Below are 12,467 nucleotides of genomic sequence, written 5' to 3' on the forward strand. Positions count from 1 at the left end.
CGGTCAAGCACCGCAGCCTCGTAGCCTGGGTTGAACGCAGCGATACCCGCACCTTCCCGGGTGCCGCCTCGCTCGACCCGAGCTACCTGGGTGCAAGCGTCAAGCTTTTGCTCTTACTTGAGGCTTGTAGCTTGCCGCTTGCGGCTGCTCCGCTGGCGCAGCGCTTCGAACAGGCAGATACCGGTGGCCACCGACACGTTGAGGCTGCTGACGCTGCCGGCCATGGGCAGCTTCACCAGGTAATCACAGTGCTCGCGGGTCAGGCGACGCATGCCTTTGCCCTCGGCGCCCATGATCAGCACGGTCGGGCCGGTCATGTCCTGCTGGAACAGCTCCTGCTCGGCCTCACCCGCCGTACCGACGACCCACAGACCGCGCTGCTGAAGCTTTTCCAGGCTGCGCGCGAGGTTGGTCACCGCCACCAGCGGGATGACTTCGGCAGCACCACAAGCCACCTTGCGCACCACCGGCGTCAGCGTCGCGGATTTGTCTTTCGGCACGATCACCGCCAGCGCGCCCGCCGCATCGGCGGTGCGCAGGCAGGCGCCAAGGTTATGCGGATCGGTCACGCCATCGAGCACCAGCAACAGAGGCGGGCCTTCGCAACGGTCGAGCAGCTCTTCGAGCATCGCTTCGCCCCACACCTGACTGGGGCTGACTTCGGCAACCACGCCCTGGTGCACGCCCTCGACCCAGGCATCCATCTCGCGACGCTCGCATTGGCCGACGGCAACACGCGCCTGCCCAGCCAGTTCGAGCAGCGGCTGAACGCGAGGATCACTGCGGCCGTCGGCCAGCCAGATCTGCTTCACCCGCTTGGGGTGATGACGCAGCAGCGCTTCCACGGCATGCAAGCCGTAGATCTTTTCCAGTTGACTCATGACTTGGCCTTGCTCTTCGATGGCCCCTTGCGATGCCGGCTCGGCTTGCCGCCCTTGTCCGCTGTCTTGCTGGCGCCCTTGCCAGACGACTTGGACTCGGCGAGCAGCGCCTTCTTGACATCACGGCTTTTCTGCACATCGGTGTTGCTGGCTGCACCGCCGCGCGAACCCTTGCCGCTACGACTGTCGCTGCCGGAGTCGCGACGCTTGCGTGTCGCCGGTGCTTCCTCAACGCCCTGAGCCATCTCGAAATCGATCTTGCGCTCGTCCAGATCGACGCGCATCACCTTCACCGAGACGCTGTCGCCGAGGCGGAAGCTGCGGCCGCTGCGCTCACCGGCGAGGCGGTGATGCACAGGGTCGAAGTGGTAATAATCGCCCGGCAGCGCAGTGACGTGCACCAGACCTTCGACATAGATGTCCTTGAGTTCGACGAACAGACCGAAGCCGGTCACTGCGGTGATCACGCCCGGGAAGGTTTCGCCGACGCGATCCTTCATGAACTCGCACTTGAGCCAGTTCACCACGTCACGGGTGGCTTCATCGGCACGCCGTTCGGACATCGAGCACTGTTCGCCGAGCTGCTCGAGGGTCGGCTCGTCGTACGGATAGATACGCGCCTTGGGCATGCTGACGGCACCGGCACGCTGAACGTGAGGCGTATCCTGCTTGGAGCGGATCACACTGCGAATGGCACGGTGGATCAGCAGATCCGGGTAACGGCGGATCGGCGAAGTGAAATGCGCGTACGCCTCGTAATTCAGACCGAAGTGACCCTGATTGTCGGCGCTGTAGACGGCCTGGCTGAGCGAACGCAGCATCACGGTCTGGATCAGGTGATAGTCCGGGCGCTCACGAATGCTTTCCAGCAGGGCCTGGTAATCCTTGGGCGACGGGCCGTCCTTGGATTTGCCGCGGTGCAGGGACAAGCCCAGCTCGGTGAGGAAGGCCTTGAGTTTTTCCAGGCGCTCCGGCGGCGGGCCGTCGTGCACGCGATACAGCGCAGGAATGCCGTGCTTCTGCATGAACGCCGCGGTGGCCACGTTGGCCGCCAGCATGCATTCCTCGATCAGCTTGTGGGCATCGTTGCGCTGAGTCGGGCGGATCTCCGCGATCTTGCGGCCGGAACCGAAGATGATGCGGGTTTCCTGGGTCTCGAAATCGATCGCGCCACGCTCATGACGTGCAGCGAGCAGTACCTGATACAGCGAGTACAGTTGATTGAGGTGCGGCAGCACTTCCTTGTATTCGCTACGCAGGGCCTTGCCTTCGCTGCTCTTCGGCTGCTTGAGCATGGCGCTGACCTTGTTGTAGGTCAGCCGTGCATGGGAGTGGATCACCGCCTCATAGAACTGATAGTCGGTCATTTTGCCGGTCTTGGAGATGGTGATCTCACAGACCATGGCCAGACGGTCGACTTTCGGATTCAGCGAGCACAGGCCGTTGGACAGCTCTTCCGGCAGCATGGGGATGACCCGCTCCGGGAAGTATACCGAGTTGCCACGCACCTGCGCCTCGGCATCCAGCGCCGAACCGACTTTCACGTAATGAGAAACGTCAGCGATGGCGACATAAAGCTTCCAGCCGCCGGAGAACAGCCGCCAGTTGCTGCCGTTTTTCTCGCAGTACACCGCGTCGTCGAAATCCCGCGCATCTTCACCGTCGATGGTGACGAAGGGGATATGGCGCATGTCGACGCGATGCTCCTTGTCCTTCTCTTCGACTTCCGGCTTGAGCTTGCGCGCTTCCTTGACCACGGCCTCGGGCCAGACGTGAGGAATATCGTAGCTGCGCAGCGCCACGTCGATTTCCATGCCCGGCGCCATGTAGTTGCCAACCACTTCGGTCACGTCGCCCTGGGGCTGGAAGCGCGGCGTCGGCCAGTGAGTGATAGCCACTTCGACGAACTGCCCCTGCTTGGCGCCACCGTTGCGTCCCGCCGTGACCAGCACTTCCTGCTGGATCTTCGGGTTGTCGGGAATCACGAAGCCGATACCGCTCTCTTCGTAATAACGACCGATGATGGTCTCGTGACCACGGGAGATCACTTCTACGATAGCGCCCTCACGGCGACCACGACGGTCGAGACCGGAAACCCGGGCCAGCGCCCGGTCGCCATCGAACACCAGACGCATCTGCGCCGGGCTGAGAAACAGATCGTCACTGCCGTCATCCGGCACCAGGAAGCCGAAGCCATCGCGGTGACCGCTGACGCGACCGAGGATCAGATCGAGCTTATCCACCGGCGCGTACGTGCCACGACGGGTGTAGATCAACTGGCCATCGCGCTCCATGGCGCGCAGTCGGCGGCGCAGCGCCTCGGCCTGATCTTCGGTAGTCAGTCCGAACTCGTCGAGCAGCTCCTCACGGTTGGCGGGCGAGCCGCGCTCGGCCAAGTGCTGAAGAATCAGCTCGCGGCTAGGAATGGGGTTGTCATACTTTTCCGCTTCACGAGCGGCCTCGGGATCGAGGGATTGCCAATCGGCCATTAGAACCTGTTCACCTTATCTATAGAGTCGGTTTTGCCATGTGTCTATTGAAGCGCGAAAGCGCCCTTCGGGTCAGCTTTCGACGCGAATAATTTTTCGCTGACGGGGGTTTACAAGGTAAAAGCACGACCGTATAGTTCGCGCCCACAGCGTCGAGCAGACGTTGTAACACGGAACAGATGAGCAATCATCCGTTTCAGTGCCCAGGTGGCGGAATTGGTAGACGCGCTGGTTTCAGGTATCAGTGATCGCAAGATCGTGGAAGTTCGAGTCTTCTCCTGGGCACCAAATTTAGAAGCATGATCTGATCGTGCTTCGGATAACGGACGCAATGCTCCGTGTCGGAAACGACGAAGATTGCACGCCCAGGTGGTGAAATTGGTAGACACGCCAGCTTCAGGTGCTGGTGACCTTACGGTCGTGGAAGTTCGAGTCTTCTCCTGGGCACCAATTCAAAAAACCGAGCCAATGGCTCGGTTTTTTATTGCCTGCAATAAAGCTGCAAGCTGCAAGCTGCAAGCTAGCATGCAGCGCCCCGCAGCCCGTCAGTCAAGCCTCTGCTTTCACTTGAAGCTTATGGCTTGTAGCTTGCCGCTGCCCTTTCAGACCTTGAACTGCCCCAGGCTGGCCTTCAGTTGCCCCGCCAGACCGTCGAGCACACGACCACTGTTCGCCGTTGCCGCCACCGCCTCGGCCGCGCGCTGAGCTTCGGAATGAATCACCTCGACCCGCCCGCGCACCGCATCGGCGCCTTCGGCCTGATGAGCCGCCGCCTGAGTCGCTGCATTGATCGCACCGTGTACATCCTCCACCGAACGCTGCACCGCCTGCTGGAGGCGCGCACTCTCACGCAGCGCCGCCAGGCCCTGATCAGCCTGCTGACCAGCCTGACCAATCGCGCCGACCGCCTCACGAGCCCCCTGCTGCAGGGCAACGATGTGCGACTGGATATCGCCGGTCGACTGCTGGGTCTTGCTGGCCAACGCCCGCACCTCGTCAGCGACCACGGCGAAACCGCGGCCGCTCTCCCCTGCCCGCGCCGCCTCGATGGCGGCATTCAGCGCCAGCAGATTGGTCTGCTCGGCAATCGAGCGGATAACGGTCAGCACCACCTCGATCTGCTCACTCTGCTTGGCCAATCGCTCGATCACGGCTGAACCGGCATCGACACGCTGCACCAGCTCTTCAATGGAGCTGCCCACACGATTGGCGATGGTGGCATTTTCCTGGGTCGCCTGGCGGATCGCCTCGACCCGCTGCAAGGCCTCCTGCATGGCGCGACTCTCGGCTTGCGCCTCGTCCGCCATCGCCGCCAGCGCCTGCAGGCTGGCGGCCACTTCATCACGCTGCCTCTTGGCCGCCGATTCCGCCGCAGCACTACGTGTCGTCAACGCACTGATTTCCTGGCCGGTACGCACCGCCACTTCGCCAGCCTCACGCACGATGGGTTGCAATTTGGCGACGAAACGATTGACCGCCGAGGCCATTTCACCGATTTCGTCGCGACTGTCGATCTCGATACGCCGGGTCAGGTCACCCTCACCCGCCGCCAGATCGTCGAGGGCCGCGATCAAGGTGCGCAGGCGCACCACCACGCTGCGACCGAGCACGATAGCCAACGCCAGCAGCACACCGAAACCGACCACCGCCAACCCCAGGCCAATACGCCAGCGCAGGTTCGAGGCCGCCGCATCGACCGCCGCCCCGGTATTGGCCGACATACCTTGCGCCGCCTGTTGCGCCGCCGCCAGGCGTGCCGACAACGCCGCGGCACTTTCGGTGGACGCACCCGCCAGACTATCGGCGACCAGTTGCCCGCCACTGGCCAGCAGCGCCTCGAAGCGCGAATCGATGGCCGCCAGTTCTGCATCGATGGCTGAGGTGGACACGCCCATCAGCACCTTGCCGATTTCCACGCCGTTGGGGCTGATACCGGCCTCGACGAAGTACACGGTGGGATCGCTTTTGGCAGCGTCGATGACCTTGTCCAGCGCGCGCTCACCCGCACCCTTCTCGAGCATGGTCTTGATCTGCTCGTTCTGTCGGTTGAGGTAGCGGGTCAGATGGTTACCTTCGGCATCGTCGTAGACGACGAACAACACATTGGGATTACGCTGCGCACGTCGGGCGAATTCGGACAGCGCCGGAGTATCGGAATCCCACATGGCCCGTGGCGCGACAGCCGCGAGCAACTGCGCCAGATCATTGGCGGAATCCTTCAGGCTCTTCTCCAGACTGGCGCGCATCTGCACGCGCTCTTCACCCAATCGGCTCGACAGGCCCGCGGAGAGGCTTTCACGGGTGCGCACCGAAAGACCACCCAGGCTGGCGGAAACTTCCTGATTGGCTTGCTCCAGCTCGCTGGAAAGGCGCCCGGCATCGTTGCCCAACTGCCGCTCCAGATCGGTCACCAGGCCGTCTACCGTACTGCGGGTCAGCGCCAGCACCAGCAGCACCTGAACGAACAGCGCAATACCCAGCGCAATGAACACTGGCAGCAACAGACGACTACGAAATAGCGACAGAACAGCAACCACGGGCAAATCCTCCGACCGCCAGGGGAGCGGCAACTTCAAGGTAGGATCAAGACAAAGCAAGGCGCGTGCCGAATGACGGCACATTGCCAGATTGCGCCCGAGCAAGAGTGCCCGTCAAATGAAAACGGGCCGCACAAAGGCGACCCGTTTTCGTTACCCACTCACGGCTCCATGGGGAGCCGCCATTGCTCAGGCAAAAGGATGACGCAGTACGATGGTCTCGTTGCGATCCGGCCCAGTGGAGATGATATCGATCGGCGCACCGACCAGCTCTTCCACACGCTTGATATAGGCACGAGCGTTGGCTGGCAACTCTTCCAGAGTCTTGGCACCCAGGGTCGACTCGCTCCAGCCCGGCATCTCTTCGTAGACCGGCTCGAGGCCGATGTAGCTGTCGGCATCGGTCGGCGCATCGATGACCGCGCCGTTCTCGTTCTTGTAACCCACGCAGATGCGGATGGTTTCCAGACCGTCGAGCACGTCCAGCTTGGTCAGGCACAGGCCCGAGATGCTGTTGACGTCGATGGCGCGACGCAGGATCACGGCATCGAACCAGCCGCAACGACGGGCGCGGCCAGTGGTGGCACCGAACTCGTGACCACGCTTGGCCAGAAAGACACCGATATCATCGAACAACTCGGTCGGGAACGGACCCGAACCGACGCGGGTGGTGTAGGCCTTGGTGATACCCAGAATGTAATCCAGGTACATCGGGCCAACGCCAGAACCGGTAGCAATGCCGCCCGCAGTGGTGTTCGAACTGGTGACGTACGGGTAGGTACCGTGGTCGATGTCCAGCAGCGAACCCTGGGCACCTTCGAACATGATGTCCTTGCCGGCGCGACGCAGGTTGTGCAGCTCGGCGGTGACGTCGAGCATCATCGGCTTGAGCAGTTCGGCGTATTCCATGCACTCGTCGAGAGTGGTCTGGAAGTCGATGGCCGGCTCTTTGTAGTAATTCACCAGCTGGAAGTTGTGGTAGTCCAGCAGCTCGCCCAGCTTGGCGGCGAAACGCTCGCGGTGGAACAGATCACCGATGCGCAGGCCACGACGTGCGACCTTGTCTTCGTAGGCCGGGCCGATGCCACGACCGGTAGTACCGATCTTCAGTTCGCCACGGGCTTTCTCGCGCGCCTGATCCAGAGCGACGTGATAGGACAGGATCAGCGGGCAGGACGGGCTGATACGCAGACGCTCGCGCACCGGCACGCCTTTTTCTTCCAGCTTGTTGATCTCGCGCAGCAGCGCATCGGGCGCAACCACCACGCCGTTGCCGATCAGGCATTGCACGCCTTCACGCAGCACGCCCGACGGGATCAGGTGCAGCACGGTCTTCTCACCGTCGATCACCAGGGTGTGACCAGCATTGTGGCCGCCCTGGTAACGCACTACGGCGGCAGCATGCTCGGTCAGCAGATCGACGATCTTGCCTTTGCCCTCATCACCCCACTGGGTGCCCAGGACGACGACATTCTTACCCATAACACTTGTCCTCTTCGCGCAAGCTTGAGCCGGTCACGGCCGGCGAAAGTAATTCAGAATAGACGACCACAGCGGTCGATCAGTCCAGCGCCAGCACTTGCCAGCGACCGTCACGCAATAACAACTGGCGATCACAGCGAGCGTCTGCAGCCTCGGCCAGCGCCTGCCCCGGCAATGCCTGCACCACTCGCTCACCTTCGGCACGCAGACGGCGAACCGCCTGCCACAGGTAAACGTCATGGCTGTCCGGCGCCCAGATGCCTGCTGGCTCTTCGCCGAGCGGCATACGGCCGAGACTCACCAAGGTTTTCAGATCAGTGGAAAAACCGGTGGCCGGACGCGCCCGCCCAAAATCGGCGCCGATGTCGTCATAGCGGCCGCCCTGGGCAATCGCCTGCCCGACGGCCGGTACGAACGCGGCGAACACCACGCCGGTGTGGTAGTGATAACCACGCAGCTCACCGAGATCGAAGTACAGCGGCAGCTCCGGATAACGCACGCTCAGCGCATCGGCGATGGCCAGCAGGTCATCCAGCGCTTCATGCACGTCATCCGGCGCCTCGACCAGACAGGCCTGAGCCAGATCCAGCACTTCACGACCGCCACACAACTCGCCAAGCGAACGCAGCATGCGGCGCAGTGCGTCGGGCAGGGCCTCGGTCAGCGCATCGATCTCGTCCATGGCCTTGCGCTGCAGCGCATCGAACAGCTGCTGCTCGACCTCGCCAGATAGCTCGGCGGCACGCGCCAGGCCACGGTAGATACCGACATGGCCAAGATCCATGTGCACATCCGGCACCTCGGCCAGCTCCAGCGTATCGACCAGCAGGCTGATCACCTCGACATCGCTGGCCGGGCTGGCGTCGCCATACAACTCGGCGCCAAGCTGGATCGGACTGCGCGAAGTGGTCAGCGCACGCGGCTGCGCATGCAGCACGCTGCCGGCATAACACAGCCTGCTCGGGCCTTCACGACGCAGCGTATGCGCATCGATGCGTGCCACTTGCGGGGTGATGTCGGCGCGAAAGCCCATCTGCCGGCCGGACAGTGGATCGGTCACCTTGAAGGTGCGCAGATCCAGATCCTGGCCAGCACCGGTCAGCAGCGACTCCAGGTACTCGATATGGGGGGTTACCACGAATTCATAGCCCCAGCGCTGGAACAGATCCAGCACCTGACGACGCGCGACTTCGATGCGCGCCGCCTCCGGAGGCAATACTTCTTCGATCCCATCTGGCAGCAGCCAGCGGTCTACCGTTGCCATTTCGCCATTTCCCTCTTGATTCGGGCGGCACAAGCCTTCAGTGAAGCGGATGGAAAGCCGAACCCGGCAACAGGCCAGTCAGCTCCAGGAACGGGCATCGAGACGATCAGTGAATTGATTGCACGAAGCCCCCACGCCAGGGGCGCGGAAAGAGGCAAGGTCATGAACCTTGAAAGACAGAACGTAACGCTCAGTTCGTGCCGCATGATTCCCACAGGCGCAAAAAAGCCGGGATTTTCCCGGCTGCTGCATCATACCACGGCTGAGGCCACAGGCCACAAGCTTCAGGCTACAAGCGGTCACCCGCCCTGTTTGTCGCCTGTTGCCTGTGGCCCGCGGCCGTCTTGTCAGGGCCGCGATTTTTCCAGGTAACGGAAGAAGTCGCTGCTCGGATCCAGCACCAGCACGTCACGCTTGTCGGAGAAGCTCTCGCGATAGGCGTTCAGACTGCGATAGAAGGAGTAGAACTCCTGATCCTGACCGTAGGCCCTGGAGTAGATAGCAGCGGCTTGGGCATCACCCTCACCACGCAGCTCCTCGGCCTGCCGATAGGCTTCAGCGAGCAGTACACGCTGCTGACGATCAGCGTCTGCGCGAATACCTTCTGCCAGTTCCTTACCCTTGGCGCGATGCTCACGAGCCTCGCGCTCACGCTCCGAACTCATACGATCGAATACGCTGCGGTTGACTTCCTTGGGCAGGTCGATGGCCTTGACGCGAACGTCCACCACTTCGATGCCCAGCTCACGCTGCGCCGCACGGTTGAGCGATGCCGTCACGTCAGCCATCAGCGCATCACGCTCGCCGGATACCGACTCGTGCAAGGTGCGTTTACCGAACTGGTCACGCAGCGATGCCTCGAGACGACGCGACAGGCGCTCATCGGCGATCTGCTTCATACCCGACGTCGCGGTGTAGTAACGCTCGGCATCCAGCACACGCCATTTGGCGTAGGCATCGACCATCAGCGCTTTCTTCTCAAGCGTCAGAAAGCGCGAGTTGACGGTATCGAGCGTCAGCAGACGGGCATCGAACTTGCGCACCTGGTTGACGTACGGAATCTTCATGTGCAGACCAGGCTGCACGTCCGGCTCGACAATCCGACCGAACTGCAGCAGCACTGCACGCTCGGTTTGCGCCACGATATAGAAGCTGCTCCAGGCGATCAGCGCCAGCACCACCCCTACGATCAGGGTCACCAGTGATTTATTGCTCATCAACGGCTCTCCCTTGTGCGCAGGTCGGTCTGCCCCAGATTGTTACCTACGCGCGCGCCGAGATCAGCCGCGCCAGCGCCAGAAACGCTACTGGACGAGCTGCTGCCACCACGACTATCGATCATCTTGTCCAACGGCAGGTAAAGCAGGTTGTTCTGCCCCTTGTCGCCAGTCACCAGCACCTTGCTGGTGTTGCTCATCATCTGCTGCATGGTATCCAGATACAGACGCTCACGCGTCACCTCGGGCGCCTTGCGGTACTCGGCCACCAGCGCAGTGAAACGATCCGCCTCACCCTGGGCGCGGGAGATCACTTCATCGCGGTAACCACTGGCATCCTCGATCAGGCGCTGAGCCTGACCACGGGCTTCCGGCACCACGCCATTGGCATAGGTTTCCGCCTGGTTCTTCTCGCGCTGCTCGTCTTCACGGGCACGAATCACGTCATCGAAGGCTTCCTGCACTTCACGCGGCGCCGCAGCGCTCTGCAGGTTCACCTGAGTCACGGTGATACCGGTGCGATAAGTGTCGAGGAAACGCTGCAGACGCTCGCGCACATCACCAGCCATCTGCTCACGGCCTTCGGTCAGCACCTGATCCATCTCGGTGGAACCCACCACGTGGCGCACGGCACTGTCGGTCGCGTGCTGCAGGCTGGTTTCCGGCATGTCGACGTTGAGTACGAAGTCCTGCAGGTTGCTGATCTTGTACTGCACCGTCAGCGGTACTTCGATGATGTTTTCGTCCTCGGTCAACATCTGCCCTTGCTTGCTGTAAGCACGCTCACGGGTGACGCTTTCCTGGAACTTGCGATCGATCGGCGGGAAATAGATGTTCAGACCCGGACCGACCGTCTCGTGGTATTTACCGAAACGCAGCACGACGGCCTGTTCCTGCTCATCGACCACATAGATAGCGTTGTACAGCCAAAAGGCGCCCACTACGGCCAGCGCAACGAACAGCAGGCCGAAACCGCCCCCCTTGCCTCTGGAACCATTGTTGTCACTGCCGCGTTTCTTGCCGCCACCGAACAAACCATTGAGGCTGTCCTGCAGCTTGCGGAAGGCTTCGTCGAGATCCGGTGGTCCCTTGCGGTCACCGCCGCCACCGCCGCCGTTACCACGACGGCCGCCGCCACCCCAGGGATCCTGATTGTTCGAATTGCCACCCGGCTCATTCCAAGCCATAGCGCTCTCCATACTGATAAAGCAAAGACGCGCCAACGGCGCGCCCACCAATGCTACAGAATGCCCGCTTCCAGCGGCAAAATCACCGCTGCAGGCTTTATTGCAAAGTGTGTTGCTCGATGAATTCTAGCGGTTGCAGACCTTCTCGGCTGACCAATCGGTTCAATTCGACTCGTGGAATGCGCACCTGCAAAAGACTGCTGCCGTCATCGGCGTAAGACTCTTGCTGCACCGCACCCAACTCGAAGAACTGTGCCCGCAACCGGGCCAGTTGCTGCGGCAACTGCAAAGTAGCAACGAACAGATCATCGCCCAGCAGCTCGGCTACGGCCTGCCTGAGCAACGGCAAACCACGCCCATCACGGGCAGACAACCAAACCCGCTCCGGCCGACCGTCGGCATTACGCTGAATCTGCGGCTCGACACCTTCCAGCAGATCAAGCTTATTGTAAACCTCGAGCACCGGCAGATCCTGCGCGCCGATTTCCCCCAGAACCGCCAGCACCTGTTCGATCTGCGCCGTACGCTCGGGCTCGTGAGCATCGATCACGTGCAGCAGCAGATCGGAATTGCTCGACTCTTCGAGCGTGGCGCGGAAGGCTTCAACCAGCTTGTGCGGCAGATGACGAATGAAACCTACGGTATCAGCCAGCACCACCGGCCCAAGATCGTCGAGCTGCAAACGACGCAGGGTTGGATCCAGGGTGGCGAACAGTTGGTCGGCAGCGTACACGTCCGACTCGGTCAGCGCATTGAACAGCGTGGACTTGCCAGCGTTGGTATAGCCGACCAGAGATACGGAGGGAATGTCCGCACGTCTGCGCCCACGGCGTGCCTGTTCGCGCTGGCTGCGTACCTTCTCCAGTCTCTGTTTGATCTGGCGAATGCGCACGCGCAGCAGGCGCCGGTCGGTTTCCAGCTGGGTTTCACCCGGGCCGCGCAGACCGATACCGCCTTTCTGCCGCTCAAGGTGAGTCCAGCCACGCACCAGACGCGTGCTCATGTGGTCGAGCTGAGCCAGCTCGACCTGCAGCTTGCCTTCGTGAGTACGTGCGCGCTGGGCGAAGATATCGAGAATCAGCCCCGTACGATCCAGGACACGGCACTCGAACACACGCTCGAGGTTACGTTCCTGACTGGGCGTAAGGACATGATTGAAAATGACCAGGTCGGCTTCGTGGGCCTTGACCTGATCACGCAGCTCTTCCACCTTGCCGCTACCGATAAGGAATTTCGCAGTGGGCCGACTGTTCGGCACACTGAAAAAAGCCACTGCATCGGCACCAGCGGAAAGAGCCAGCTCTTGAAACTCCTGGGGATCCTCGCTCGCCTCGGTGTTTTGGCTATCCAGATGAACCAGGATGGCCCGTTCACCCCCTTCATGGCGCTCGAAGAACAATGCAGCCCCCT

Annotated in this window: 8 protein-coding genes and 2 tRNA genes; 2 read left to right on the plus strand and 8 right to left on the minus strand. The window is 61.8% G+C overall.

The window, feature by feature from the left end:
• Positions 1-113: 113 nt before the first annotated feature.
• Both rlmB and rnr read right to left on the minus strand, forming a co-directional pair.
• The gene (gene rlmB, locus DNK10_RS04565; RefSeq protein ID WP_131190710.1) at positions 114-881 is read right to left on the minus strand and encodes a 23S rRNA (guanosine(2251)-2'-O)-methyltransferase RlmB; all 768 of its coding nucleotides are present in this window, start codon (positions 879-881) and stop codon (positions 114-116) included.
• A complete protein-coding gene (gene rnr, locus DNK10_RS04570) occupies positions 878-3,370 on the minus strand; it encodes a ribonuclease R (RefSeq protein ID WP_131190711.1) in 2,493 nt (830 codons plus the stop codon). Before rnr ends, rlmB begins: the two co-directional genes overlap by 4 nt.
• Positions 3,371-3,571: 201 nt before the next feature.
• On the opposite strand from rnr, the gene DNK10_RS04575 reads away from it, so the two are divergent.
• Together DNK10_RS04575 and DNK10_RS04580 are read left to right on the plus strand one after the other, a co-directional pair.
• Positions 3,572-3,658: transfer RNA gene (locus tag DNK10_RS04575), tRNA-Leu, on the plus strand.
• 75 nt (positions 3,659-3,733) lie between these two features.
• Positions 3,734-3,820 (plus strand) — tRNA-Leu (locus DNK10_RS04580).
• A gap of 152 nt (positions 3,821-3,972) precedes the next feature.
• Here DNK10_RS04580 and DNK10_RS04585 read toward each other — a convergent pair.
• The 6 genes from DNK10_RS04585 to hflX all read right to left on the minus strand — a co-directional run bounded on the left by DNK10_RS04585 (position 3,973) and on the right by hflX (position 12,456).
• Positions 3,973-5,907 (minus strand): methyl-accepting chemotaxis protein, encoded by a 1,935-nt coding sequence (locus DNK10_RS04585; protein WP_131178091.1) that lies wholly within the window; start codon positions 5,905-5,907, stop codon positions 3,973-3,975.
• Positions 5,908-6,096: 189 nt separating this feature from the next.
• A complete protein-coding gene (locus tag DNK10_RS04590; RefSeq protein ID WP_131178092.1) occupies positions 6,097-7,389 on the minus strand; it encodes an adenylosuccinate synthase in 1,293 nt (430 codons plus the stop codon).
• Between the two features lie 79 nt (positions 7,390-7,468).
• Positions 7,469-8,653, minus strand: a complete 1,185-nt coding sequence (locus DNK10_RS04595; RefSeq protein WP_131178093.1) for an ATP phosphoribosyltransferase regulatory subunit — start codon at positions 8,651-8,653, stop codon at positions 7,469-7,471.
• 347 nt (positions 8,654-9,000) lie between these two features.
• Positions 9,001-9,870: a protease modulator HflC gene (hflC, locus tag DNK10_RS04600; protein WP_131178094.1), complete on the minus strand. Its 870-nt coding sequence runs from the start codon at positions 9,868-9,870 to the stop codon at positions 9,001-9,003.
• Positions 9,870-11,057, minus strand: coding sequence for an FtsH protease activity modulator HflK (gene hflK, locus DNK10_RS04605; protein WP_131190712.1), 1,188 nt, complete (start codon positions 11,055-11,057; stop codon positions 9,870-9,872). The genes hflC and hflK overlap by 1 nt, the downstream gene beginning before the upstream one ends.
• Positions 11,058-11,154: 97 nt before the next feature.
• Entirely contained in the window at positions 11,155-12,456 is a 1,302-nt protein-coding gene (gene hflX / locus DNK10_RS04610; RefSeq protein ID WP_131190713.1) for a ribosome rescue GTPase HflX, read from the minus strand.
• Positions 12,457-12,467: the final 11 nt, after the last annotated feature.

It is taken from the genome of Phytopseudomonas daroniae, assembly GCF_004327275.1.
Classification (GTDB): domain Bacteria; phylum Pseudomonadota; class Gammaproteobacteria; order Pseudomonadales; family Pseudomonadaceae; genus Aquipseudomonas; species Aquipseudomonas daroniae.

What these genes read in the sequence shown, in the direction of transcription:
- rlmB (WP_131190710.1), bottom strand. Translation starts at nt 881, where the DNA reads ATGAGTCAACTGGAAAAGATCTACGGCTTGCATGCCGTGGAAGCGCTG.
- rnr (WP_131190711.1), bottom strand. Translation starts at nt 3,370, where the DNA reads ATGGCCGATTGGCAATCCCTCGATCCCGAGGCCGCTCGTGAAGCGGAA.
- DNK10_RS04590 (WP_131178092.1), bottom strand. Translation starts at nt 7,389, where the DNA reads ATGGGTAAGAATGTCGTCGTCCTGGGCACCCAGTGGGGTGATGAGGGC.
- DNK10_RS04595 (WP_131178093.1), bottom strand. Translation starts at nt 8,653, where the DNA reads ATGGCAACGGTAGACCGCTGGCTGCTGCCAGATGGGATCGAAGAAGTA.
- hflC (WP_131178094.1), bottom strand. Translation starts at nt 9,870, where the DNA reads ATGAGCAATAAATCACTGGTGACCCTGATCGTAGGGGTGGTGCTGGCG.
- hflK (WP_131190712.1), bottom strand. Translation starts at nt 11,057, where the DNA reads ATGGCTTGGAATGAGCCGGGTGGCAATTCGAACAATCAGGATCCCTGG.